The organism is Streptomyces sp. UF-297 (assembly GCF_058245575.1).
On record NZ_JBSIBZ010000102.1, the window covers coordinates 1 to 25,471 of the forward strand.

The 25,471-nt window shown below is 73.8% G+C and carries 21 protein-coding genes and 1 riboswitch; of the genes, 12 read left to right on the forward strand and 9 right to left on the reverse strand.

The window, feature by feature from the left end; translation table 11 throughout:
* The coding region (locus AC4IJH_RS37430) for a glycosyltransferase family 4 protein (RefSeq protein WP_490856459.1) at window positions 1–1,374 on the reverse strand (1,374 nt) is incomplete at its 3' end.
* A 292-nt stretch (window positions 1,375–1,666) separates the two neighbouring features.
* Here AC4IJH_RS37430 and AC4IJH_RS37435 point away from each other — a divergent pair.
* Both AC4IJH_RS37435 and AC4IJH_RS37440 read left to right on the forward strand, forming a co-directional pair.
* Window positions 1,667–2,299 (forward strand): TetR family transcriptional regulator, encoded by a 633-nt coding sequence (locus AC4IJH_RS37435; RefSeq protein WP_490856460.1) that lies wholly within the window; start codon window positions 1,667–1,669, stop codon window positions 2,297–2,299.
* 205 nt (window positions 2,300–2,504) lie between these two features.
* A complete protein-coding gene (locus tag AC4IJH_RS37440) occupies window positions 2,505–3,251 on the forward strand; it encodes a response regulator transcription factor (protein WP_490856461.1) in 747 nt (248 codons plus the stop codon).
* Here the strand turns inward: AC4IJH_RS37440 and AC4IJH_RS37445 are convergent.
* From AC4IJH_RS37445 to AC4IJH_RS37470, 6 genes are all read right to left on the reverse strand, one after another.
* Window positions 3,228–5,096, reverse strand: a complete 1,869-nt coding sequence (locus tag AC4IJH_RS37445) for an ATP-binding cassette domain-containing protein (protein WP_490856462.1) — start codon at window positions 5,094–5,096, stop codon at window positions 3,228–3,230. The two genes, AC4IJH_RS37440 and AC4IJH_RS37445, sit on opposite strands and share 24 nt — an antisense overlap.
* A complete protein-coding gene (locus AC4IJH_RS37450) occupies window positions 5,096–6,955 on the reverse strand; it encodes an ABC transporter ATP-binding protein (RefSeq protein ID WP_490856463.1) in 1,860 nt (619 codons plus the stop codon). The genes AC4IJH_RS37445 and AC4IJH_RS37450 overlap by 1 nt, the downstream gene beginning before the upstream one ends.
* 67 nt (window positions 6,956–7,022) lie before the next feature.
* Window positions 7,023–7,142: a SapB/AmfS family lanthipeptide gene (locus tag AC4IJH_RS37455; RefSeq protein WP_490856464.1), complete on the reverse strand. Its 120-nt coding sequence runs from the start codon at window positions 7,140–7,142 to the stop codon at window positions 7,023–7,025.
* Between the two features lie 157 nt (window positions 7,143–7,299).
* Window positions 7,300–9,912, reverse strand: a complete 2,613-nt coding sequence (gene lanKC / locus AC4IJH_RS37460; protein WP_490856465.1) for a class III lanthionine synthetase LanKC — start codon at window positions 9,910–9,912, stop codon at window positions 7,300–7,302.
* Window positions 9,913–10,047: 135 nt separating this feature from the next.
* Complete coding sequence (locus tag AC4IJH_RS37465; RefSeq protein WP_490856466.1) at window positions 10,048–10,281, reverse strand: ferredoxin; 234 nt, start codon at window positions 10,279–10,281, stop codon at window positions 10,048–10,050.
* Window positions 10,281–11,753, reverse strand: coding sequence for an aldehyde dehydrogenase (locus tag AC4IJH_RS37470; RefSeq protein WP_490856467.1), 1,473 nt, complete (start codon window positions 11,751–11,753; stop codon window positions 10,281–10,283). The genes AC4IJH_RS37465 and AC4IJH_RS37470 overlap by 1 nt, the downstream gene beginning before the upstream one ends.
* Before the next feature lie 260 nt (window positions 11,754–12,013).
* On the opposite strand from AC4IJH_RS37470, the gene AC4IJH_RS37475 reads away from it, so the two are divergent.
* The 10 genes from AC4IJH_RS37475 to AC4IJH_RS37520 all read left to right on the forward strand — a co-directional run bounded on the left by AC4IJH_RS37475 (window position 12,014) and on the right by AC4IJH_RS37520 (window position 24,150).
* A complete protein-coding gene (locus AC4IJH_RS37475; RefSeq protein ID WP_490856468.1) occupies window positions 12,014–12,364 on the forward strand; it encodes a hypothetical protein in 351 nt (116 codons plus the stop codon).
* A gap of 120 nt (window positions 12,365–12,484) precedes the next feature.
* Complete coding sequence (locus tag AC4IJH_RS37480) at window positions 12,485–13,522, forward strand: Strvi_7410 family MBL fold metallo-hydrolase (protein ID WP_490856469.1); 1,038 nt, start codon at window positions 12,485–12,487, stop codon at window positions 13,520–13,522.
* A gap of 131 nt (window positions 13,523–13,653) precedes the next feature.
* Entirely contained in the window at window positions 13,654–15,456 is a 1,803-nt protein-coding gene (locus tag AC4IJH_RS37485; RefSeq protein ID WP_490856470.1) for a hydroxysqualene dehydroxylase, read from the forward strand.
* Window positions 15,457–15,577: 121 nt separating this feature from the next.
* The gene (locus AC4IJH_RS37490) at window positions 15,578–16,786 is read left to right on the forward strand and encodes a serine hydrolase domain-containing protein (RefSeq protein WP_490856471.1); all 1,209 of its coding nucleotides are present in this window, start codon (window positions 15,578–15,580) and stop codon (window positions 16,784–16,786) included.
* Window positions 16,787–16,894: 108 nt separating this feature from the next.
* Window positions 16,895–16,981, forward strand: a riboswitch (cobalamin riboswitch).
* A 191-nt stretch (window positions 16,982–17,172) separates the two neighbouring features.
* Window positions 17,173–18,465, forward strand: coding sequence for an SCO2321 family membrane protein (locus tag AC4IJH_RS37495; protein ID WP_490856472.1), 1,293 nt, complete (start codon window positions 17,173–17,175; stop codon window positions 18,463–18,465).
* A complete protein-coding gene (locus AC4IJH_RS37500) occupies window positions 18,465–19,145 on the forward strand; it encodes an SCO2322 family protein (RefSeq protein WP_490856486.1) in 681 nt (226 codons plus the stop codon). Before AC4IJH_RS37495 ends, AC4IJH_RS37500 begins: the two co-directional genes overlap by 1 nt.
* A complete protein-coding gene (locus tag AC4IJH_RS37505; protein ID WP_490856473.1) occupies window positions 19,142–20,317 on the forward strand; it encodes an energy-coupling factor transporter transmembrane component T in 1,176 nt (391 codons plus the stop codon). The genes AC4IJH_RS37500 and AC4IJH_RS37505 overlap by 4 nt, the downstream gene beginning before the upstream one ends.
* Window positions 20,314–22,497 (forward strand): ABC transporter ATP-binding protein, encoded by a 2,184-nt coding sequence (locus AC4IJH_RS37510; RefSeq protein WP_490856474.1) that lies wholly within the window; start codon window positions 20,314–20,316, stop codon window positions 22,495–22,497. Before AC4IJH_RS37505 ends, AC4IJH_RS37510 begins: the two co-directional genes overlap by 4 nt.
* Window positions 22,494–23,432 (forward strand): ECF transporter S component, encoded by a 939-nt coding sequence (locus tag AC4IJH_RS37515; RefSeq protein ID WP_490856475.1) that lies wholly within the window; start codon window positions 22,494–22,496, stop codon window positions 23,430–23,432. Before AC4IJH_RS37510 ends, AC4IJH_RS37515 begins: the two co-directional genes overlap by 4 nt.
* A 298-nt stretch (window positions 23,433–23,730) precedes the next feature.
* Complete coding sequence (locus AC4IJH_RS37520; RefSeq protein ID WP_490856476.1) at window positions 23,731–24,150, forward strand: aggregation-promoting factor C-terminal-like domain-containing protein; 420 nt, start codon at window positions 23,731–23,733, stop codon at window positions 24,148–24,150.
* A gap of 150 nt (window positions 24,151–24,300) precedes the next feature.
* Here AC4IJH_RS37520 and AC4IJH_RS37525 read toward each other — a convergent pair whose 3' ends face one another.
* A complete protein-coding gene (locus AC4IJH_RS37525) occupies window positions 24,301–24,732 on the reverse strand; it encodes a VOC family protein (protein WP_490856477.1) in 432 nt (143 codons plus the stop codon).
* Window positions 24,733–24,817: 85 nt separating this feature from the next.
* A complete protein-coding gene (locus AC4IJH_RS37530) occupies window positions 24,818–25,420 on the reverse strand; it encodes a DinB family protein (protein WP_490856478.1) in 603 nt (200 codons plus the stop codon).
* Window positions 25,421–25,471: the final 51 nt, after the last annotated feature.

Consider the following 25,471-nt stretch of genomic DNA (forward strand, 5'->3'; position numbering starts at 1 on the left):
CCCGGCGCGGGTGGGTGCCGGGCGCCGCAGCTGCGCGGGGCGCGGGGCCGGCGCGCGGCCCGCCGTCTGCCCGGCGATCGCGGCGCGGTAGCGGTCCGCCGTACCGATGGCGGCCTGGCGCCAGGTGAAGCGGGCCAGTACGCGCTCGCGTCCGGCGGCGCCGATCCTGCGGCGCAGGTCCGCGTCGCCCAGCAGCCGGTTCAGTCCGGCGGCCAGCGCCCCCGCGTCGCCCGGCCGCACGGACAGGCAGGTCTCGCCGTCCGGCCCGGAGACCTCGGGGATCGCGCCGCCGGTGGTGGCCAGCAGCGGCGTCGCGGTGGCCATCGCCTCGGCCGCGGGCAGCGAGAAGCCTTCGTACAGGGAGGGGACGCAGGCGACCTGGGCGCTGCGCACCAGGTCGACGAGTTCGGCGTCCGAGATGCCCTTGACGAACTCGACGGCGCCCGCGAGCCCGTGGCGCTCGATCGCGGCGGCCACCGGCCCGTCGTCGGCGCGCTTGCCGACCACGACCAGATGCGCCGCGGGGTTCTCGGTACGGACCTTGGCCAGCGCCTCGATCAGGTACACCAGGCCCTTGAGCGGGACGTCCGCGCTGGAGGTGGTGACGATGCGGCCCGGGACCTCGGGGCGGGCCGGGTCCGGCGAGAAGAGGTCGGTGTCGGCGCCGATGTGCACGACGTGGATGCGGTCCTCGCGTACGCCCAGGTCCTCCACGATCTCCTGGCGGGAGGAGCCGGAGACGGTCAGGACGGAGGGCAGGCGGCGGGCGACCCGCTTCTGCATGCGGGTGAAGCCGTACCAGCGGCGCACCGAGGCGCGGCGCTTGAAGTCCTGCGCGGCGGCCAGGTCGAGCCTGCGGTCGACGGTGATGGGGTGGTGGATGGTGGTGACCAGCGGCGCGCCGACGGCGCCGGGGCCGCCCAGCAGGCCGTAGCCGAGCGTCTGGTTGTCGTGGACGACGTCGAACTGCCCGCGGCGGGCGGCCAGATGGCGCCGCGCCCGCAGGGAGAAGGTGAGCGGCTCGGGAAAGCCGCCGGTCCACATCGTGGCGACTTCCAGGGCGTCGATCCAGTCGCGGTACTCGCCGCGCCGCGGGGTGCGGAAGGGGTCGGGCTGGCGGTAGAGGTCGAGGCTGGGCAGCTCGGTCAGCGACACCCCGGCGCCCAGGTCGTCCAGGACGGGATAGGGCTGGGCTCCGATGACCTCGACGCGGTGGCCCAGGCGGGCCAGTTCGCGCGAGAGATGGCGTACGTAGACGCCCTGCCCGCCGCAGAACGGGTTCCCTTTGTAGGTCAGCAGGGCGATGCGCAGAGGGCTCTCGCCACCGGCCTCGGCGGGGCGAGGCGCGGCTGCCTGTACGGCCTCGGCGGACACTCGCGGCCCCCTTCTCACTGGACTTTCGCCGGAGCGTAACCGCTGGCGCTAATCTAGAACAAGTTTCAGTACGGATCGGCCACGGAAAGGCGCCCGTATGGCCACTGACCAGTTCGCCCTATGGCTACCGACCGGTTCAGGGAGCCTCGAATCTACCGGCCGCGAGCGGAGCCGAGTCATCCGCGTCAGGTGATTCGCGCCACGGCCCGGCCCCTGCCATGCTGTGCCGATCACAACACCGGTACTCGCCGCACATTCCACATCGCGGTGGGAATGCCACGGAATGGGACTTATGACTACGGAACCCAGGGCGGCCAAATCGGCGCTCACCGCCAGTCCTCCCCTGACCGAGCGCCAGGAAGCCCGTCGGCGCCGCATTCTGCACACCAGCGCCCAACTGGCCGGCCGCGGCGGTTTCGACGCCGTGCAGATGCGCGAGGTCGCGGAGTCCTCGGGCGTCGCGCTCGGCACGCTGTACCGCTATTTCCCCTCCAAGGTGCACCTGCTGGTCGCCACCATGCAGGACCAGCTCCAGCACATGCACGCGACGCTGCGCAAGCGCCCGCCCTCCGAGCCGGACCCGGGCGCGCGGGTCGCGCAGACCCTGATGCGCGCCTTCCGGGCGCTGCAGCGCGAGCCGCAGCTGGCGGACGCGATGGTGCGCGCGCTGACGTTCGCCGACCGGTCGGTGAGCCCGGAGGTGGACACCGTCTCGCGGCTGACGACGGCGATCATCCTGGACGCGATGGGGCTGGAGGGCCCGCCCACCCCCGAGCAGCTGTCCGCGGTACGGGTCATCGAGCACACCTGGCACTCGGCGCTGATCACCTGGCTGTCGGGCCGGGCCTCGATTGCTCAAGTGAAGATCGACATCGAGACGGTCTGCCGCCTCATCGACCTCACGGCACCCCGGCACCGCACCTGAGTCCGTCGGTGACGCGCGGGTAGCTTTGGGCCGCCAATGGGGCGCGTACGACAGAACACCGCGCATTGGGGGCGCATTTGATGTCGCCGCGCGCCCCCTCGCCCCCTCTTGGCCAGTTCTTCGGGTCCATGACATCGGCAATACCGGTATGAATTCGGGGTACTCGAAAACGCAACCGGTACACGGGGGTCGGAGGGGGACTGCAGTGATCCGGGTACTGCTCGTGCACGACATCTGCCTGTTCCGCTGGGCACTTTCGGAAGTGCTCGGCAGAGAAGACGACATTGACGTGGCGACAACATCCTCGAACGAGGCCGCCGGCAGGGCGAAGGCGTTACGCCCCGACGTCTGCGTCGTGGACGCGGACTACACGGCGCCGGAAAGGCTCGACGCGTTGCGAAAGTTATCGAACAGCGCCGGAAATGGCAGCAGGAAATCGAACAGTTCCAGGAAAGCCGGTGGTACGTGGAAGGGCTTGCGCAGGACGGCCGTTGCCGACCGGGACGGTGCCGCGAAGCAGGCGGACCCGGCCGGCGGAGCGGGCGAGGAGGAGCCGGCGGCGGACGACGGGCCCGCGCTGCTGGTCCTGGGCACGTCCGGCAAACCGGGCCCGCTGCGCCGCGCCTTCGAGGCGGACGCGCTGGGCTACGTGGACAAGGAGGGATCGCCCGAGCAGCTGACCACGGGGATACGGCAGGTCGCCGCGGGGAAGCGCTTCATCGACGGATCACTGGGCTTCGACTTCCTGCAGGCCGCCGAAATGCCGCTGACCCAGCGGGAGTTGAGCGTGCTGTCACTGGCCGCCGAGGGCGCCACGGTCTCCGAGATCGCGGGCGTGCTGCACCTGTCGAACGGCACCGTGCGCAACTACATGTCCGCCATCACCCGAAAGACGGGAGCCCGCAACCGGGTCGACGCCATCCGTATCTCACAGGGCGCGGGCTGGGTCTGACGTATCGTCACTTTGCTTTGTCATGACCGCGCTTGAATCATTGCTTGCACCCCGGTCCGCTCCTGCGTCCGGGCCCTTCACCGCGCCCTCGCCCCAGTCCCCGGCCAGGTCGCGGTAGAGCGCCGAGCGCTCCAGCAGTTCGCGGTGGCGCCCGCACAGCGCGTGCGCGCCGTCCATCACCAGGATCCGCTCGGCGCGCAGTGCCGAGCTGATGCGGTGCGCGACGACGATGAGCGTGCCGCCCGGGCGGGCGGCGAACGCCCGCTCGGCGCGCGCCTCGGCGGCCGGGTCCAGATGACAGGTGGCCTCGTCCAGGACGACCAGGGGGACGGGCGCCAGGTGGGCCCTGGCCAGCGCGATGAGCTGGCGCTCGCCCGCGGACAGCGCGGCGGGCGCAAGCTGGGCGTCCAACCCGCCCAGCCGGTCCAGGAGTTCGCGGGCGCCGACGGCCTCCGCGGAGGCACGGATCGCGGCGTCAGAGGGCCCTTGCGCCGGTGGAGGCGTGCCCTCGCCGCGGCTGTCCGGGGCGTCCGCGACGTGCGGGCACAGGTACGCCAGGTTCTCCCGTACGGTGCCGGAGAAGACATAGGCCTCCTGCGGCACGAGCACCCGCCGCGCGGCGGCGCTCTCCGGCACTCCCCCATCTGCCGCCCGCGCCAGGGACGTCGCGGGTCCGGCCGTACGGATCTCCCCGCTGTCCGGGGTGAGCAGCCCGGCGATCAGCGCGGCCAGCGTGGACTTTCCGATGCCGCTCGGGCCCACCACGGCGAGGTGCCCGCCGGCCGGAACCGTGAGGTCCACCTCGCGCAGGACCGGCTCGGCGTGCGGGCCGTAGGCGAAGGTGACGCCCTGGAGGGCGACCGCGGTGCCGGGGTCCGTCCGGGGCCAGGGGGCGGGCGGCGCTCCCGTACCACCGGGGCCCTCGCCCTGCACCATGAGGCGGCGCAGCACCACGCCCAGGCGGGTGCCCGCGGTGCCGAGCCCCTGCATCAGGGCCTGCAGCGCGGGCAGCAGGGACTGGGTGAGGTAGGCGAGCGCGCCCACCAGGGCGCCCGCCGTCACCCCGCGCGCCAGCAGCCAGGGGGTGGCGACCAGCAGGAGGACGACGGGCAGCCGTCCGCCGACGCCCAGGGCCAGCACCCGGCACATGCCCCAGCGGGCCAGGGAGGTGGCCGCCCGCACCTCGGTGCCGAAGCGCTCCTGAGCGCCGTGGGCCACCCGCCGCTCGGCGCCGCTGGCGGTGATGTCGCGCAGCCCCGCCACCGCCGCGCCGACCTCCTGGGAGATGGCCTCGTCCGCCACCAGGAACGTCTCCTGGCGGCGGGCCATCGGGCGCAGCGAGAGAAGGAAGAGGCCCAGGCCCAGGACGAGCGGCGGCACCACGACGACCAGCAGGGCCGGGGCCAGGGAGAAGAGTCCGGCCAGCGCCCCCGCGGCGACGAAGACGAAGGAGCGCGAGACCATGACCAGGCCCGCGAAGGTGTCCCGGGCGATCTCGACCTGGTGGGTGAGGCGGGAGACCGCGAAGCCGTCGGCATCCCGCAGCCCGCGGGCCACGACACGGCGCACCAGCTCGTCGCGCAGCGGCTCCACGAGCCCGGCCACCGCCCGGTAGACCCGCCCGGTGCCGTACGCGCCGACCGCGATGGAGAGCGCTCCGGCCGCCAGCCACCCCAGGCCCACGGCCAGTTGCCCCTTGAGGAACCCCTCGTCCAGGGCGCGGGCCAGCGCGAAGCCGAGCAGGAAGGTCTGCCCCGCCTCCACCAGGGACCACCCCAGCAGGCGCGCCAGCACCCGGCCCTTGCCCCGCACGAACGTGCGCGCCTCGCGCGCCCACATGCCCATCAGGGGACCTCTTTTGGGGCCGTGGCCGGGATCGGAGGTGCCGAACCGGCCGCCGCACAGGGCGGGTTCGCGGCCCGCGCGGCGTCAGGCGGGGCATCCGCGCCCCCTTTCCGCAGGCCTCCGGGCGCCCGTACGGCGGGTGCCCCCGCGGCGGGCCCGGCGGCTGCGAACAGGGCGCGGTACTCCTGGTGTTGCCACAGCTGGGCGTGCGGCGCGCAGGCGCGCAGGCGGCCGGAGTCGAGCCAGGCGACCAGGTCGGCGCGGGCCGCGGTGGAGGCGCGGTGGGCGATGATCAGGCGGGTGGGGGCGCTCACCTCGTTCACCAGGGCCCGGCTGACGTGGAGTTCGGTGACCGTGTCGAGGCTGGAGGTGGCGTCGTCCAGGATGAGCAGGCGTCCCGCGTGGGCGAAGGCCCTGGTCAGGCCGAGGCGCTGGGCCTCGCCGCCGGACAGCGGCGCCCGTTGGAGAGGGGTGTGCCAGCCGTCGGGGAGGCGCCGGACGAAGGGGGTGGCGCAGGCGGCGTCGGCCGCGGCCGCCAGGTCGGCGCGGCTCGGTTCGAACACGCCGAGGGCGACGGTGTCGTGCAAAGTGGCGCCGAGCGGGGCGGGGCGCTCGAAGGCGTAGCCGACGGCGCGGCGCAGGGTGTCGTGGTCGAGGTCGGCGAGCGGGACGCCGTCCAGGGTGACGGTGCCGCGCTCGGGGTCCGCAAGGCGCCCGGCGACCTCGGCCAGCACGGACTTGCCCGTGCCGGAGCGGCCGACCACGGCCACCGAGGCGCCGCCGGGGACGGTCAGGTCCAGGTCGCGCAGTACGGCGCGGTCGCCGCGGTGGACGGTGACCCCGCGCAACATCAACGCGCCGTTACCCGGGGGTAGTTGTCGCTCTCCGTGGCGTACCGCGGGCAGTTCCTGGACCTCGGCGAGGCGCTGGGCGGCGGCCCGGCTGTGGACGAGTCCGTTCAGATGCCCCACGAGGTGGCCGAGACCTGTGGCGAGCGCGGCATAGCGGGACGCGGCGAGCAACCCGCCGACGCTCATCGCGCCCTCCAGCAGTCGAATTCCGGCCACCGAGAGCACGGCGATCTGAAGCATCGGGATGAGAGTTGCGGCCTGTGCGGTGGAGCGGCCCTGGACATGCCACATCCGGGTGCCCTGGCGGGAGAGTTCGGGCAGCGGTGCGAGAATCCGGGCGGCCTCCCGGCGCGCGGTGCCGGCCGCCGCGATCGTACGGGCCCCGCCCACCGCTTCCACCAGCCGCCCGGCCAGCTCGCCCTGGCTCCTTTGGTACCGCGCGACGCAGTCGCCGGTGTCGCGCAGGAAGGTACGCAGCAGCAACGCGAACAGGGGCAGGCCGACCAAGAAGGCGGCGGTGGTCCACAGGTCGATCAGGGCCAGGGCGATCAGCCCGCCGATAGGGGTGGCGAGGGCGGCGATCGTGCCGGCCAGGGCGGTGGGCGCGGTGCCGGCGTGGGTGGCGTTGCCGACGACGCGGGTGGTCAGATCGCCCGTGTCGTAGCGCTCGCGCGCGGCGGGTCCCGCGGCCAGCACGCCGCGCAGCAGGCGGCGGCGCAGCCAGGCGGTGGCGCGGGCGTCGGTGGTGTGGGAGAGCAGCCCGCTCAGGGAGTCCAGCAGGACCAGCACGGCGGTCAGGGCCCCGCAGGCGATGAGCCAGGGGCCCGCGGGCCGGTGGGCCAGCAGCAGGTCCAGCGCTGTGCCCAGGACCGCGGGCAGCGCCAGGCCGACGCCGGCGGAGCCCGCGGTGAGCAGGAGGACGCCGGTGGCCCGCAGGCCGCTGTGGCGCACGGCGCCCAGCAGCAGCCGGTCGGCGGGTGTGACGGTCACGGGCCCTCCCATGGACATGCGTGCGGCCCTCGTGAGGGCCGCACGCACCTCCGGAATCACATATGCCGGATCGCGAACGACCAGGTCACAGACAAACGGTGATGCTGACGTTGCTGTTGCACAGCAGCAGGCTGGCCAGGCTTACGCCGCCACCGCCGCCGCCCTGCTCAGTGGCGTCCATCATCTGCAGGTCGAGAAGTGCCATGTCACTTTCCTTTCAGCTCTTTTGGGGACGTTGTGCGGAGTCCGGATGTTTCCGAACCGTGTTCTCGGTCCCGGCTGGCGGCCGGGCCGGCTTGGGGGCCGTCGCCTGTGGCGAGCGGCCGGCTCGTGGGGCCGCGGCGCGTGGCGCGCGGCCGGTCTCAGGGGCGCCGCGCCGCGCCGCGGCCTGCGGGGGCGGGCAGAAAGGGCAGGTGGACGGGGTGGTCGAGGTGTGCGGCGCCGAGGGCCAGCAGGCAGCCGGCCGTGCCGGTGGCCAGGTCCATGGACAGCCGCATCATCTGGTCGCCGGGGAAGGCCAGCTCGCCGCGGTAGGGCATGGCGTACCACCCCAAGTAGGAGATCTGTGCGGCCAGTTCGTCCGGGACGGACGCATCGGGCGTCGCCGTACGGGACAGGTGCAGCACGCTGCCGGCACGGCCTCTGAAGAGCCCGGGCTGGGCGTAGTAGCGGGCCTTGGCGGCGGGCAGGATCGCGGCCCTCGCCTGCTCGAACTGCGCGTCCGCCCGGTGGGTGAGGTAGTCGTCCAGCACCATCGCTATGCCGATGCTGCCCGCGCCCAGATACGGCATGGTGCGCCAGCCCTCGTCCACGACGAGCGCGCCGTGCTGGTCGGACACGCAGCGCCCCAGGTCGCGGCGGAGTGCCTGGGCGGCGAGGTCGAGCAGGCCGCTGTCGCCGGTGCTCTCGTACAGCCGCAGGAACAACAGCGCGGGTCCGGTGGCGCCGCGCAGCAGCCCGGCGCGCTTTCCGCAGGCCTCCAGCCGGTCGGCGGCGTGCCCGGCCGCCTCCAGCGCCTTGTCGCGCAGCGCGGCGTCGTCGTGCCGGCGCGCCAGGTGGTCCAGGGCCAGGCCGACGCCCGCGAGCCCGCTGTGCAGGTCGGGGGCGAGGCGGTGCCAGCGCTCCGCGAGGACCCGTTCGATCAGCTCGGCGGGCCGTTCGCGGTGGCCGAGCCGGTCCAGGACGCAGGCGATGCCCGTCAGTCCGTCGTAGAAGCCGAGGGGGGTACCCAGGGGAGGCGGAGCGGTCTGCCGCAGCAGCCACTGCTCGCCCTCCTCGAACCGCTCGGCACCGGTTTGGTCCAGTGCGTACAGGACGCCCGCCGCTCCGTAGGCGATGCCGAGTCCGCCGCCGTCGGCGAACTGGGCGATGTCGCCGGGGAAGAGGCGGTCCGTGCGCTCGGGGGTCGCCGAGGCGAGGATGCCCCGGACCATGGAGTCGCGGCTCCTGGGCCAGTCGCCCGGCTCGGTGACGTACTCCTGCGCCGGTTCGGCCGCGGGTGTGCGGGCAGCCGCAGCGCTGTGCGGTCCCTGGATGGTCGCCACCGCCTGTGCCAGGAACTCCCGTGGTACGTCGGGGAATTCGCGGGCCACGATCCGCGCCAGATCCGCGGCCTTGTCGCGGTCGACGACGAACAGCGTCGTCATCGGCAGGAACAGCGCCAGGCGCAGGCAGGCCAGGGCGTAGTGGTCGACGTCGAAGCCGGTGTGGTCGGCGGGGGCCACGAACCCCGGGTGGGCCAGCGCCTGGCGCTGTCCTGCGGCGACGTCCGCCGCTGCCTCGAAGTCCAGCAGCTGCACGCTGCGTTCGTCGGGCCCGACCATGATGTTGAACATGTGCAGGTCGTTGAAGACCACCCCGCGGCTGTGCACGGCGGCGACGGCCTCGGTCACCGCGGCGTGGATGTCGAGCGCCCAGCGGGTGTAGGAGGCGAGCGCGGCCGGGTCGGGATCGCTGGTCATCAGCGGGTGGCGCTCGGCGAAGAAGGAGTTCAGCGTGCGCCCTTCCAGGTGGTCCATGACCAGGAAGCGGTGCTCGTCCAGGGTGAACCAGTCGCGGGCCTCGGGGGCCACGCCGAGCCCCGACAGCCGCTTGAGGGCGTCGCGTTCGCGCTCCAGCCGGGTGACGGCGTCGGCCCGGTCGGCGGCCAGACCCGCGTGCGGCCGGGCCTCCTTGAGGACGACCTTGTCGCCGGAGCGCTTGTCGCGGCCGGCGTAGACACCGCCTCCGTTGGAGAAGTGCAGCGCGGACTCGATGACGTAGGGCAGGTCGGTGACGGTGGTGGAGTTGCGGGCCGCGAGCTGCTCGGTGAGGAAGTCCGGCAGGGTCACCCACTGCGGGGGCCGGAAGGCCGGTCCGCGCTGATCGGGGACCAGCTTGCCTTCGGAGTCCTCCAGGGCCGGTACGAGCGCGCCGTCGCCGTCCACGCAGAAGCGGCGGGCGAACCCTCCGTAGCGCACGTACAGCGGGCCGTCCTGCCAGCGCAGGTCGCTGAGGATGTACGGGCCCGGCTCACCGGCCAGCAGCTCGCCCAACTCGGCGAGGATGGTGTGCAGTTCGGCCTCGTCCGCCGGATACACGGTGGCGAACTTGCCGCTGGAGCCGCGGTCGGCGTACTTGGAATTGCGCAGGTGCAGCGGCTGGGGGCCGGGGACGAACTTGAAGGGGATGGTGCGCGGTACGCAGTAGTCCCACACCTTGGCGGCGACCTTGTCGGCGTTGTCCACACAGGCCGACACATGAATCTTCCACCCCTGCGCCGGCCTGCCGGGCCGCGGATTGCCCTCGCTGTCCACGGGGTTGACGTGGAGCCAGTCCCCGGAGAGGAAACTCCGCCACCCTTCGGGGACTGTGCGCTGCGCCGTTTCGTAGAGCGGGGCGCGCCGCACAGCGGCTCCCGCACCGACGGACAAACGGTCCGGGGTCTCGTAGAAATTCCTGTCCGCCAGACAGTAAACCTCGTACCGCTTGTCCATCGTCTCCCCCCTCGGCGGCGTCGACTTGAGATTTCCACGCCGCCGGGGAGCCGGACAGTCACAGATGTCATGAGGTCACCGTGAGAAATGCACGGGTTACCGTTGGTACTCGCCCCAGGGAGCGCTGGCGCACCTCTACTCGTCGAGCGGGAAGACCGCCTTGTCACTCCCCGCGAGGGTGATGGCGATGGCTTCCACGGGGCAGCCCTCGGCGGCCGCGAGGACCTCCTCGCGGGCGTCGGTCTCGGGCGTGACGGGGTGCGACTGGCGCGCCTCGTCCAGCCGGAAGCCCTCGGGGGCGGTGGCGGCGCACATCCCGGAGCCGATGCACACGCCCCGGTCCACCTCCACGTGCCAGCGCTCGCCCATCACGCACCCGCCGGGAGGTGGATCATCTTGTACTCCAGGTATTCGCCGAAGCCCTCGGGGCCGAACTCCCGCCCGATGCCGGAGTTCTTGCAGCCGCCGAAGGGGCCGAGCATGTCGATGGAGAAGGTGTTGACGGAGTACGTGCCGGTGCGCACCCGCCGGGCGACGTCCAGGCCGCGCTCCACATCGGCCGTCCACACCGATCCCGACAGGCCGTAGTCGGAGTCGTCCGCCATCCGCACGGCCGCCTCGACGTCCGCGTCGGTGCCGCCCCCGTCCTCGTACGGCAGCAGGCAGACGACCGGGCCGAAGATCTCCTCGCGGGCGATCCGCATGGCGCTGGTGACCTCGCCGAAGAGGGTGGGCTCCACGTACCAGCCGGTCTTCTGCGCGGCGGGCCGCCCGCCGCCGGTGAGGACCTTGGCGCCCTCCTGCTGCCCGATGGCGATGTAGTCCAGGGAGCGCTGCCGCTGGCGCTCGGCGACCAGCGGGCCCACTTCGGTGGCCGTATCCAGCGGGTCGCCGACCGTGAGGGCACCGGCGACGGCGGCGAAGCGCCCGGCGATCTCCTCGTAGCGCGAGCGCGGCGCCAGGATGCGGGTCTGGGCCACGCACGCCTGCCCGTTGAGCATCCAGGCGAAGGGCGCGATGCCCGCGACGGCGCTCTCCAGGTCGGCGTCCGGCAGGATCACCGCGGCCGATTTGCCGCCCAGTTCGAGGGTCACCCGGGTCAGGTTGCGCGCGGCGACCTCCATGACGCGCTTGCCCGCCGCGACCGAGCCCGTGAAGGAGACCTTGTCGACGCCGGGGTGCCCGACCAGGTATTCGCTGACCTCGCGGTCGGCCGGGAGGATGGAGAGCACGCCCGGCGGCAGCCCGGCCTCGGTGGCGATCTCGGCGAGGAGGTAGGCGTCCAGGGGCGTCTCGGGCGAGACCTTCAGGACCGCGGAGCAGCCGGCCAGCAGCGCGGGGGCCAGCTTGGCCGCCGCGGTGAACTGCGGGACGTTCCACGGCACCACGGCCGCGACCACCCCCACCGGCTCGCGCCGTATCAGCAGCGGGCCCAGCGCTCCCTGGCGCCGCTCCTCGTACCCGAAGTCGCGGGCGACGGTGATCGCCGCGTCCCACACCATCATCGCGGCCAGCGACTGCATCATCACGCCCGCGGTGTACGGGGTGCCGTTCTGGGAGCTGATGAGCTTGGCGATCTCCTCGCTCCGCGCGCCGATCGCGTCCTTGATCCGCGTGACCACCGCGATGCGCTCCTGCAGCGGCGCGTTCGCCCACACCCCGGAGTCGAAGGAGGTACGGGCCGCCGCCACGGCGCGGTCGACATCGGCCGGCGAGGCGTGCGGGACGCGGCCGATGACCTGCTCGGTGTGCGGCGAGCGGACCTGGATCGTGCCGGTTCCGGCCGGATCGACCAGCTCACCGCCTATGTAGAGCTGTCCGTACTCGACGAGGTCGCTCATGTCTGTCGCCTCCCGCGGGGCCGTCCGCCGTCCGGCATCACCTCTGACGCCGCATCAGAACTGATACCAGTTCTATTTCCAGGAGTCCACGGCGGCGGCGCATGCGCTCCGCCCTCCCGCCCGGGTGAGCCACACCACACCGAAGCGCCATATTTCCCGGTGATACTGGAGGAACCAGGCACTCCGGCCCTGACACCCCGCCGCACCCCGCCGCATCCGGCCCACCACCCGGACCCGGCGGCCGATCCGAGGACAGCACGATGGCAGGACGACACCGCGGCGAGCGGTACCGCGGCCCCGGGGCCCTGTTGTGGCGCGATCCCCGCCGGGCCTGGCGGGACCTCCCCGAGCGCATCGCCGCCGAGGCCCTCCCCTACGACCGCGACGGCAGGCGCACCCCTCTGTCGTCGTGGGACGCGCGCTTGTTCCTGCTGCTGATCAGCGCCCTCCCGGGCGGACCGCTGCTGATCCACGCCTCCCTGCGCCCCGGCTCGGAGTGGACCTGGTGGCAGCGCGCGCTGGGCGTACCGGGCGGCATCACCGCGCTGACCCTGGGCATCCTGGCCGCGGTCGGCACCCGCCGGCTGCTCGCGCGCCGCCGCTCCCGCTAGAGACGCCAACCCGCGGACACAGGGCGCCGCTTGGCCTCCGCCGGCGGTCACGGAATCAGCCATCTGTAACTCGTTCTAGTTATAGTGGCGGGTGGCCGCGACGCCGGGAGGGGACCGCGCATGACCGAGGTGATCGACCACAGGGGCGGCGTGTGGAGCATCGCCGTCCCCATTCCGCGCAACCCACTCGGCCACACCCTGATCCATCTGCTGGAGACCGACCGCGGCCCCGTTCTCGTCGACACCGGATGGGACGACCCGCAGTCCTGGGACGCGCTGACCGCCGGAATCGCGGCCTGCGGCGCGGAAGTCGGCGACATCCAGGGCGTACTGATCACCCACCATCACCCCGATCACCACGGCCTGTCCGCACGGGTCCGGGAGGCCTCCGGAGCGTGGATCGCCCTGCACGCCGCCGACGCCGCGGTGGTACGGCGCACCCGCGAGGCCGAACCCGCCCTTGCCCTGGGGTACTTGACGGACAAGCTCGTGGCGGCAGGGGCACCCGAGGAGCATGTGGCGCCCCTGCGCAAGGCGCTGGCCGAGGGGCGCGGAAGGCGGCTGCCGGGGCGGCACGCGGCGCTGCCGGACCGCGAGATCGCCCCCGGCGAGCTGCTCGACCTGCCGGGCCGCCGGCTGCGGGCGATCTGGACGCCCGGCCACACACCGGGCCATGTGTGCCTGCACCTGGAGGAGGAGCACCCGGCGCACCGCGCCGGGCACGGCCGCCTCTTCTCCGGCGACCATCTGCTGCCCGGCATCACCCCGCACATCGGGCTGTACGAGGACCCGGACGGCACCAGTGTCATCGACCCCCTCGGGGACTACCTGGACTCCTTGCGGCGGGTCGCCCTCCTGCGCCCCGCCGAGGTACTGCCCGCGCACCAGCACGCGTTCACCGACGCGGCCGGGCGGGTACGCGAGCTGATCGCGCACCACCAGGAGCGGCTGGCGGGGCTGCGCGCCCTGCTCGCCTCCCCCCACACGCCCTGGCAGCTCGCCGAGTCCATGCAGTGGAACCGCCCCTGGGAGCAGATCCCTTACGGCTCGCGCACCATCGCGGTCTCGGAGGCCGAGGCCCATCTGCGCCGCCTGGTCAAGCTGGGGCTCGCCGAGGCCGTGCCGGGCTCGGACCCGGTCGCCTACCAGGCCGTGTGACGCTCGCCAGCGCCAACTCCCGGCAGATCATGGCCTGTTACCACCGTTACGGCTGCGCGCCGCGTTCTGTTCCGTGACGTACGGGGCTAGTCTCCGTGCCCCTCGACGCCACAGGGAGAAGGGCCACGCCCATGACACCCACCCCACCGCCACCGCCGGACCGCGCACCGCACACCCGGCGCCAGGTGCTGCGCTACGCAGCGGCGTCCGCCGGAGCGCTGGCACTGACCGAGCCGGGCCGGGCCGCCGCGGCCCCCTCCGCGCGCCGCGAGCGCCGCACCGTCGCCGTCCTGGGCGGCGGCGTGGGCGGCCTGACCGCGGCCCACGAACTGGCCGAGCGCGGCTTCGAGGTGACGGTGTACGAGCGCAAGGCGCTGGGCGGCAAGGCCCGCAGCATGCCCGTACCGGGCACCGGCACCGGCGGGCGCCGCGACCTGCCCGGCGAACACGGCCACCGGGGCGTCTTCGGCTTCTACCACAACCTCCCCGACACCCTGCGCCGCATCCCCTTCCCCGGCAACGCCCACGGCGTGCACGACAACCTCACCCAGGTGCCCTGGATCGCGCTGTCCCGCGACCGCGGCCGGGCCGATCTGCCCATCCCCACCACCCCGTTCGAGGAACGGACGCTGGACGTGGACGCGCTGCGCCGCATGGTGGCCGGCGCGCTGGAACAGTTCTTCCGCCTCCCGGCACACGAAACCGCCTTCTTCGCCCGGCAGTTGGCCATCTTGATGACCAGCGGGCCCGAGCGGCTCTACGGGCAGTGGGAGCGCACCAAGTGGCTGGACTTCCTGGCCGCCGAGGGCAAGTCGGAGGACTACCGCAAGCTGTGGGGCGGCGGCGCCCAGGTCATCCAGGCCCTCAAACCCGCCGAGGCCAGCGCCCGCACCTGCGGCCAGGGCCTGGAGGCCATCCTCCTCGCCCTCCTGCAGCGCGGCGCGGACGGCCCCGGCAACCGGATCTTCGACGCGCCCACCAGCGAGGCCTGGATCGACCCGTGGGCGCGCCACCTGCGCGGCCTGGGCGTGCGCTTCGCCATGGACCACGCCATCGAGGCCCTGGAGCTGAACGGCGGCCGGATCACCGCGGCCCGGGCCCGTACCCCGGCCGGGACCGTACGCATCGAGGCGGACTGGTTCGTGGCGGCGATGCCCGTCGAGCGGGCGCGGCCCCTGTGGAGCCCGGCGATCCGGGCGGCGGACCCGCGCCTGGCGGCCATGGACGAGCTGCGCACCACCTGGTCCCAGGGCATCCAGTACTACCTGCGGCGCCCCGTGCCCGTCGTCCAGGGGCACATCGCCTACCTCGACTCGCCCTGGGCGCTGGTGTCCATCAGCCAGTCCCAGTTCTGGCGCGAGGACTTCGCCCGCACCTGGGGCGACGGGCAGGCGCGGGACTCCTTCTCGGTGGTGATCTCCAACTGGGAGGAGCCCGGCGTGCTGTACGGCAGGCCCGCCCGGCGGTGCAGCCGCAAGGAGGTCGCGCAGGAGGTGTGGGCGCAGATGAAGGCGGCGCTGGAGGACACCGGCCGCAGCTACCTGCCGGACGGCGTGCTGCACTCCTGGCACCTGGACCCGGCGATCACCGAGACCGCCTCGGGCACCCTGGCCAACGACGAGGAGTACGCGCTCAACGACGCCGGCTCCTGGGAGCACCGCCCCGACGCGGCGACCGCGGTGCCCAACCTCTTCCTGGCCGCCGACTACGTCCGTACGTACAGCAATGTCGACTTCACCTCGATGGAGACCGCCAACGAGGCGGGGCGGCGGGCGGCCAACGCCCTGCTGGACGCGGCCGGTTCGGGCGCCGGGCGGGTACGGCTGTTCAGCGGGTACCGCCCGCCGGAGTTCGAGGCCGCCAAGCGCCTGGACACCGCCCGCTACCGACTGGGCCTGCCACATGTCCTGGACACGCCCTGGCCCCTTCCCTAGGGAGCCGCTTCCCAGGGGGCCGGGGCATCAGAGGGAGGGGAATTCCGTGCGAGTCCGCATACGTCCACTGCGTCGTGTCCGTCCTGATACGCGATCCCGCGGCCGTAGGAGAGCCGCACCGGTGCGCCGGGCCGCCACCGGTGCGCTGGCCGCGGCCGTCCTCGGCGCGACCGTCCTCGCGGGGCCCGCGCAGGCCGGGCCGCGGGCGACCGGGGCCGAGGGGCAGCACCGGCCCACCCAGGCCGCGCTCCAGCGGCTGGTCGACCACGCCGGGATGCCGGGGGTCGGCGCGCTGGCCCGGCGCGACGGCAGGACGTGGTTCGGCCGGGCCGGGGCCGCCGACGTGGAGAGCGGACGGCCGCGCAGCGCCGCGGACCACTACCGCATCGCCAGCGTCACCAAGTCCTTCGTCGCCACGGTGCTGCTGCAGCTGGAGGCCGAGGGCGAGCTGTCGCTGACGGACACCGTCGAGGACTGGCTGCCCGGCGTGGTCCGCGGCAACGGCAACGACGGCCGCCGCATCACGCTGCGCCAGCTGCTCCAGCACACCAGCGGCCTGTTCAACTTCACCGAAGACCCCGGCCTCCAGCGCACCTTCGTCGGCCGGGGCTTCCTCCAGCACCGCTACGACACCCACGACCGCCGGGCCGTGCTCGCCGCCGCCCTCGGTCACCCGCCGCTCTTCCCGCCCGGCAGCAGCTGGTCCTACTCCAACACCAACTACCTCTTGGCGGGCCTGGTCATCGAGCGGGCCACCGAACGCCCGTACGCCAAGGAGGTCACCGACCGCATCATCAGGCCCCTGAAGCTGCGCGAGACGCGCTTCCCCGGCACCGACCCCGAACTGCCCGACCCGCACCCCGTCGCCTACTCCACGCTCTGGGACCAGGCCCCGGACGCGAAGGTCCACGACGCGACCGCCTACAACACCACCATGTGGGCCGCCTCCGCCGACCTGGTCTCCACCAGCGGGGACATCCGGCGCTTCTACGGCGCGCTGCTGCGCGGCGAGCTGCTGCCCAGGGCCCAGATGGCCGCGATGTTCGACACCGTGGCGGTGCCGGACGCCCCCGCCGTCCGCTTCGGGCTCGGCGTCCTCTCCCTGCGGCTGTCCTGCGGGAAGACGGTGTGGGGCCACAACGGGAGCCTGCAGGGGACCCTCACCACCGCGCTGGGCACCCGCGACGGAGGCCATCAGCTGGTCTTCCACGTCAACGGCGACTGGCTGACCGAGGAGACCCAGGCGGACTACTACGGCGTGGCCGAGGCCGAGTTCTGCGGCACCCGGCCGGGGACCGTTCCACCGCCGTCCTTCCCGGCGCTGCGCTGATCTCCGTCCCGCCCCGCCCCTGCCCCCTCAACGCCTCTCCCCGCCCCATCCGGCCCCCGCGAGGCCCCGGCTAGAGTGTGGTCGGACAACTTCATCCGTGCCAGACCGGGGGAAGCCGGTGCAATTCCGGCGCTGACCCGCAACCGTGAGCACGGGCCGCACCCCTGGTGTGGCCCGCTGCGAGCCGGAGCACCCGGTCGGGCATGGTGGCTCCCGCCACTGGTTGGACCGCGCCTGTTCGCGCGGACGGCCGGTGCGCGGCACCGTCGAGGTATACGGAGCTGAGCCCGGTGCCACCGCGTCGCCCCACCGGCGCGCGGGTGGGTGGCCGAGCGCGGCTGCGTAGCGCCCACCACCGCGAGACCGACCGAGAGGCACCGACCCCCATGGCCCCCCTGGCCCCTTCCTTCGCCGCCGTGGCGCGCCGCCGCGCCGCGGCCGCGGCAGCCGCCATCGTGCTGTGCGCGTCCGCCGCTCCCGCCGCCTTCGCGGACAGCCCCTCCCCCGCCGCGCCGGCGAAGCTGCCCGAGGGCCTGTACGGCACCAAGGACCCGCAGTACGACGGCGTGTGGCGGCAGTCCCTGGCGCTGCTGGCGCAGCACGCCTCCGGGGTGCGCCCCGCCGCCTCCGCCGTGGACTGGCTCACCGGGCAGCAGTGCTCGGACGGCTCCTTCTCCGCGTTCCGCGCGGACCCCAAGAAGGCCTGCGACGACAAGACGATGCGGGACACCAACCAGACCGGCGCGGCCGTGCAGGCGCTGGCCGCGCTCGGCGGGCACGGCGACGCGGTGAAGAAGGCCGTGACCTGGCTGAAGTCCGCGCAGAACGACGACGGCGGCTGGTCCTCCATGGCGGGCAGCCCCAGCGACACCAACTCCACCTCGGTGGTCATCGGCGCGCTGAAGGCCGCGGGCGAGGAGCCCGGCTCGGTGAAGTCCAAGAAGGGCGGCAAGACCCCCTTCGACGCGCTGGCCGGCTTCCAGCTGGGCTGTGACGCCAAGGAGGGCGAGCGCGGCGCGTACGCCTTCCAGCCCAAGGACGGCAAGCTCTCCGCGAACGACGACGCCACCGCGGCGGCCGCGCTCGGCGCCCTGGGCGACGGCTTCGTCGTGACGCCCGCCGGCAAGGACGTCAACGAGCCGGTCGAGGCGCTGGCCTGCGACGGTGACGCCAAGGACAACAAGCTCCCGCCGCGCAAGGCCGCCGACGCGGCGTCCGCGTACCTGGTCTCGGTGCTCGACAAGAACGGCCAGCACCTGAACTCGGCGATGCCCGGCGCCGAGGACCAGCCCGACGTCGGCAACACCGCCGACACCGTCATCGCGCTGGCCGCCGGCTCGCACGGCGATGTCGCGCAAAAGCCCCTGAAGTGGCTGGAGAAGAACTCCGCCGCCTGGGCCAAGGAGGCAGGACCGGCCGCGTACGCCCAGCTCATCCTGGCCGCGCACGCCACCGGCAGCGACCCGCGCAAGTTCGGCGGCGCCGACCTCGTCCAGCAGCTGAACGCCACCGGGCCCAAGCCGGAGGGCTCCAGCTCGCCGTCCCCGGCGCCGAAGAAGGACGCCAAGGAGGAGGACGACAGCATCGGCGTGTGGTGGATCGTCGCCGTCTTCTTCGTCGCCAGCGTCGGCATCGGCATCCTGATCAGCGGCCGCAACAAGAAGAAGAACCAGCTGTGATTCCCCGCTCGCGCGCACGCGGCGTCGGCGCCCTGGCCCTGGCCTGTGTGGTCACGGGGCTGGGCGCCGCGCCCGCGCAGGCCCAGGAGTACCGCTACTGGTCCTTCTGGGAGGGCAGGAACGGCGCCTGGTCCTACGCCACCGAAGGCCCGGCCACCTCCCGCCCGCCGGGCGACGCGGTGGCGGGCTTCCGCTTCACCGTCAGCGCCGACTCCGCCGCGGCGGCCAAGCCGCGCGAGGCCGCCGACTTCGACGCGATCTGCGCGAAGACCCCGGCCGAGGACGGCTCCAAGCGCATCGCGCTGGTCCTGGACTTCGGCACGCCCAAGGAGGCACCCGGCGGCGAGAGCCCGCCCCCGGCCCGTACGGAGTGCGCGCGGGTCGCCAAGGACGCCTCGGTCGGTGAGGCGCTGGCGGCGGTGGCCAAGCCGCTGCGCTACGACTCCAGCGCGCTGCTGTGCGCCATCTCCGGCTACCCGAAGGCGGGTTGCGCCGACAAGGCGGGCACGTCGGGCGGCTCGTCCGGCTCCGGGGACGCGAGCGCCGAGCCGTCCGCACAGGCCGACGGCGCCAAGGACTCCGGCGGCTTTGGGCCCTCGGCCGGCCTGCTCGGCGGGATCGCCGCCGTCGTCGTACTGGGCGCGGCCGCCGTGTGGCAGGCCCGCCGCCGCCGCGGATGAGCGCCACCGCCCCGCAGGCGACCCGCACCAACGCGCTGCACGCGGGGGCGTGGTGGCTGTGGGCGCTGGGCCTTGCGACCGCGGCCTCCCGCACCACCAACCCCCTGGTCCTGGGACTGCTGATCGGCGTCGCGGGCTATGTCGTGGCGGCCCGCCGCACCGACGCGCCCTGGTCCCGCTCCTACGGCGCGTTCGTCAAGCTCGGGCTGGTGGTGATCGGCATCCGGCTGGTCTTCGCCTTCTTCCTCGGCTCGCCGATCCCCGGTACGCACACGCTGCTCACCCTGCCCGAAGTCCCGCTGCCCGACTGGGCCAAGGGCGTACGGATCGGCGGCAGGGTCACCGCCGAGGGCATGCTCTTCGCCTTCTACGACGGCCTGAAGCTGGCCACCCTGCTGATCTGCGTGGGCGCGGCGAACGCGCTCGCCAACCCCGCCCGGCTGCTCAAGTCCCTGCCGGGCGCGCTGTACGAGGCGGGCGTCGCGGTCGTCGTCGCGATGACCTTCGCGCCCAACCTCGTCGCGGACGTCCAGCGGCTGCGGGCGGCGCGCCGGATGCGCGGCCGCCCCGACCGCGGCGTCAAGGCCCTCCTCCAGGTCGGACTGCCGGTCCTGGAGGGCGGTTTGGAGCGCTCGGTGGCACTGGCCGCGGCCATGGACGCCCGCGGGTACGGCCGCAGCGCCCAGGTCCCGGCCGGCGTCCGGCACACCACCACCGCCCTCACCCTCGGCGGGCTGCTCGGGGTCTGCGCCGGTACGTACGGGCTGCTCGCCGAGACGGACACGGGTTACGGCCTGCCGGTGCTGGCCGCCGGGCTCGCCGCCGCGCTGGCCGGGCTGTGGCTGGGCGGCAGGCGCTCGGTACGCAGCCGCTACCGCCCCGATCGGTGGGGCGTGCGCGCCTGGCTGGTCGCCGGGTCCGGCATCGCCGTCGCGGGCCTGATGATCTGGGCGAGCTCCTACGCCGCCGAGGCCCTGCACCCCCCGGCCGTCCCCCTCACCACCCCCGCCCTCCCCCTGTGGCCCGCCCTGTCCGTCCTCGTCGGACTGCTGCCCGCCTTCGTCGCCCCCGTACCGGCGCGGCCCGCCGCGGGCGCCCCGCCGTCGGGGCCGTCCGTCCCCCGTCCGCCGCGCCGCAGTCCCGCCCCGCACTCGAAGGAGCCCGCCCAGTGATCCGGTTCGAGCAGGTGTCGGTCACCTACGGGGACGCCGCGACGCCCGCCGTACAGGGCATCGACCTGACCGTCCCCGAGGGCGAGCTGTGCCTGCTGGTCGGCCCCTCCGGCGTCGGCAAGTCGACCGTGCTCAACGCCGTCTGCGGCCTCGTACCGCACTTCACCGGCGGCACGCTGCGCGGCCGGGTCACCGTCGCGGGCCGCGACACCCGCACCCACAAGCCGCGCGAACTGGCCGATGTGGTGGGCACCGTGGGCCAGGACCCGCTCGCGCACTTCGTCACCGACACCGTCGAGGACGAACTGGCCTACGGGATGGAGTCGTTGGGCCTGGCCCCCGAGGTGATGCGCCGCCGCGTCGAGGAGACCCTGGACCTCCTCGGCCTCGCCGAGCTCCGCGACCGCGCCATCGCCACCCTCTCCGGCGGCCAGCAGCAGCGCGTCGCGATCGGCTCCGTCCTGACCACCCACCCCAAGGTCCTGGTCCTGGACGAGCCCACCTCCGCCCTGGACCCGGCCGCCGCCGAAGAGGTCCTGGCCGTCCTCCAGCGCCTGGTCCACGACCTCGGCACCACCGTGCTCCTAGCCGAACACCGCCTGGAACGCGTGGTCCAGTACGCCGACCAGGTCATCCTCCTGCCCGCCCCCGGCGCCCCGCCCCTCATGGGCAGCCCCGCCGACATCATGGCCGTCTCCCCCGTCCACCCCCCGGTGGTGGCCCTCGGCCGCCTCGCCCACTGGTCCCCCCTCCCCCTCTCCGTCCGCGACGCCCGCCGCAAGGCGACGGCTCTGCGCGACCGCTTGACGGGGGTGCGGCTGCCCGAGGCGGTGAGCGGCGGGAGCCTGTCGAGGACCGCCTCTCATAGGCTCGGTGACTCCGGCCCGGGAACCGGCCCGGGCGCGGAAGCCGCGCGGACGCCCGGCGCCGGGTCGGCGCGGGACTCGGAGCCGACCGGCGGGACCGCGGCCCCGGGCCACGGCCGCTGGGCAGCCGACGAGCCGGCCACGGGCCGGGGCGCCGGAGCGGCACAGGGCACCGGGCCCGTACCGGGCGTCGGGCCGATGGCGGACCACGGGGTCGCACAGCGCGAGCGGGCAGCCTCGGAGCCGGCCACGCCGTCACGCGCGGGCTCGGGCCGAGGGGCGGCGGATGCGGGCCAGGGCCGGGCGGACGAAGCGCGCGGGGACCAGGACGGCGCCTCCGGGGGCGCTCGGGCGTCCGCGCGGTGGTCGCTCTTCGGTGGCAGGTCGCGTAAGCGGCGGCGTGCGGCCGAGGGCGCCGAAGGCAGTACGGGACCGGTGCCCGCCGGCATCCGCCCGAGCGGGGGTGCCGAGGCCGACGCGGCAGCCGTCGGTGCGGGCGGCGCGGCGGCAGCCGCCGCTCCCGGATCCGGCCGTGTCCCGGCCACCGGCGGCACCCCCGTCGCCGAGGCGGCCGGGCTCTGCGTACGGCGGGGGCGGATCGACGCGCTGCACCGGGTCGACCTGGCCGTACGGGCCGGCGAGACGATCGCGCTCATGGGGCGCAACGGCGCGGGCAAGTCCACGCTGCTGACCACCTTCGTCGGGATGCACGAGCCCGCCGCGGGTTCCGTACGCGTCGGGGGCGCCGCCCCGCACCGCACCGGCCCCCGCGCGCTGCTGCGCCTGGTCGGACTCGTACCGCAGGAGCCCCGCGACCTCCTGTACGCCGACACCGTCGCGGCGGAGTGCGCCGCCGCCGACCACGACGCGGACGCCACGCCGGGCACCTGCCGGGCCCTGGTCAGCCGGCTGCTGCCGGGCGTCCCGGACGACACCCACCCCCGCGACCTGTCCGAAGGCCAGCGGCTGGCCCTGGCCCTGGCCGTCATCCTCACCGCGCGCCCGCCGCTGCTGCTGCTCGACGAGCCGACCCGCGGACTGGACTACGCGGCCAAGGCCCGGCTCGTGGAGGTCCTGCGCGAGCTGGCCGCCGAGGGCCACGCCATCGTGCTGGCCACGCACGACGTGGAGCTGGCCGCCGAGCTGGCGCACCGCGTCGTCATCCTCGCCGACGGCGAGGTGGTCGCCGACGGCCCCACCGCCGAGGTCGTGGTCTCCTCCCCCTCCTTCGCCCCCCAGGTCGCCAAGATTCTCGCGCCCCTCCCCTGGCTCACCGTCCCCCAGGTCGCCGAGGCCCTGGAGGCCACCGCATGACCCCCACCCCCACCCCGGAGCCGGGCCCGGCCCCGTCAAACCGGACCCCGGCCGCCACCGCTGCGGCTGCGTCCGCACCCGTCGCGCGGCAGGCGCGGGCCGTCCGGCTCGGACCGCGTTCCATCGCCGCGCTGGTGCTCGTGTCGGCCATCGGCGTGATGGCATTCGGCTGGCCGCTGCTGGCCGATTCCTCCTCCGGGCTGGCGCACTCCAAGGACGCGCCCTGGCTGTTCGCGGCGCTGCTGCCGATGCTGCTCGCCGTGGTCGTGGCGACCATCGCCGACGTCGGCCTGGACGCCAAGGCCATCGCGATGCTCGGCATGCTCGCCGCGGCGGGGGCCGCCATGCGCCCGCTGGGGGCGGGCACGGCGGGCATCGAGCCGATGTTCTTCCTGATGGTCCTCTCGGGCCGGGTGCTGGGCCCCGGCTTCGGCTTCGTGCTCGGTTCGGTGTCGATGTTCGCCTCCGCGCTGCTGACCGGCGGCGTCGGCCCCTGGATGCCGTTCCAGATGCTGTCGATGGGGTGGGTGGCGATGGGTTCGGGCCTGCTGCCCGGCCCCGAGAAGCTGCGTGGCCGCCGCGAGCTGCTGCTGCTCGCCGCGTACGGTGCGCTCGCCTCCGTCTTCTACGGCCTGATCATGAACCTCCAGGGCTGGCCCTACATCGGCGGCATGGCCACCGGCGTCTCCTTCGTCCCCGGCGACCCCCTGCACGAGAACCTCGCCCGCTTCCTCGCGTACTGTCTGGCCACCTCTCTCGGCTGGGACCTGCCCCGCGCCCTGGTCACGGTCGTCCTGACGCTCACCCTCGGCGGCACCGTCCTGAAAGCCCTGCGCCGCGCCACCCGCCGGGCCGCCTTCGACGCGCCCGTGGAGTTCACGCCCCTGCCCGCCGCTGCCCCTTCCCTGGGCAAGAACCCCGAAAGTAATAGGTAAAAGGCATATTTACCCCTTACAGATCTTGTGAGGGCGCGCACAGGACGTTGGTCACTTACGGCCCCGCCTAGTAGGTACGCGCACCACCCACAGGCCCGGCGCCGCACGGCCCACGGGGGTGGGACCTTCCGCCCCGGATGCGAGCACCACTAGTAAGAGGGGGGCATTGCCAACCCTTGCGAGGCCTGCCAAAAGTGGATGTGTCGCCGAGAGCAGCGAGCTTCACCAGGAGCTTCGTTCCGGAGCCCGCATCGCAGCCCGGCGACTTCTCCTGCCCCCGACGGAAGGCAAACCCTCCGTGACTTCCCCCTCGTCCACGATCATCGGCCGCTTCACCGCTCGTAAGAAGGCCGCCGCCACCGCCGGCGCCATCGCGCTGGGCGCCGCCGCTGTCGCTTTCGCCGCCACCCCGGCCCAGGCCGCCGCCCCCACGGGCGCCAAGGCCGCCGCGCAGCAGATGATCCCGGACCGGGCCCAGTTCCAGTGCTTCAGCAACATCGTCGAGCACGAGAGCGGCTGGAACCCCACCGCCACCAACGCGGCGTCCGGCGCCTACGGCCTGGTCCAGGCCCTGCCGGCCTCGAAGATGTCCTCGGCCGGCGCCGACTGGCAGACCAACCCGTCCACCCAGATCAAGTGGGGCCTGGACTACATGAACTCCACGTACGGCAGCCCCTGTGGCGCCTGGTCCTTCTGGCAGGCCAACCAGTGGTACTGAGCCACTGGCAGCGCTGAACCGCTGGACCCCGGCCGCCACCGCCGAGCCCACGGCTCCGCGCTCCGGCAGCCCCCGAGGTGGCCGACGTCCCCGAGACGTCGGCCACTTTCGCGTTCCCGCGGACTCACGGCCGTCCTGCCGGCAAAGCGCCTAGCGGGCGCTCAGCGGCGCCGGGGCCTCCTGGACCGTCCAGCCGTTGCCGTCCGGGTCCCGGAAGGACATGAAGGAGTTCCAGGTGTCGCCCTTGCCCTCGGTCCAGCCCGTGGGGCCGACGTGCTGCACCGGGCCCACCTCCACACCCCGCTCGACCAGTTCGGCGCGGGCCGCCTCGATGTCGGTCACACAGACCTGGAGCCCCTGGAGCGTCCCGGGAGCCATGGCGCTCTGCCCCGGCGCCGGGGGCATCCCGCTCGTCAGGGCGATCGAGCAGCGCGAGCCGGGCGGGGTGATCTGGACCACCCGGATCCCCTCACCGACCTGTGAGTCGAGGTCGACCTTGAAGCCGCACCCCTCCTCGTAGAAACGCTTCGCCCGGTCCACATCGCTGACCGGCACCAGCACCACTTCGAGCGTCCACTCCACAGCGGCCGTCCTTTCGTTTTCCGACTCGGAGATCCGGGAAAGACCGGGCGCCGCACCACAACGGCGTCCGCGGCCGGATGCGGTTTCAGTGTCCGACGGCTCCGTCGATCCGCTCGCGAAGCAGATCGGCGTGGCCGTTGTGGCGGGCGTATTCGGCTGTCAGATGGACCAGGATGCGGCGCAGCGAGACGGGCTGTCCGCTCGCCGCGTGGGTGCCCGTCGCGTCCAGGGTGGCGGCGTCGGCGACGATGCGGCGGGACCGCTCGCACTGAGCGCGCCACACCGCCAGGGCCTCGGCGGCATCGCCGCCCAGGTCCTCGAAGTCCCGGTCGGGGTCGTCGTCGCAGGAGTACGGCGGCGCCGTCGCCTCGCCCGCGAACTGGTATGCCAGCCACCAGTGCTCCACGCCCGCCAGGTGGCGTATCAGGCCGTGCAGGCTCAGACCGGACGGTGGGACGGCCTTCTCGCAGAGGCGGTCGGCCGCGACGCCGGAGCACTTCAGCTCGAAGGTCGCGCGGTGCCACTCCAGGTAGGAGGTGAGGATCTCGCGCTCGTCGCCCGTCAGCGGCGGGGTCACCCGGGAGTCGTCCGCCCAGACGGGGGAGTAGGTCCCCACGGGGACGGCGGGGGCTGCGCCATCCCGTGCGAGGGCACCGTCCCTCTGCTGCGCTGCGTTGCTGTCACTCATACCCGGAGTGTGGCAGCGACCACTGACAACGGCCCGCCGCAGCCCGCCGAC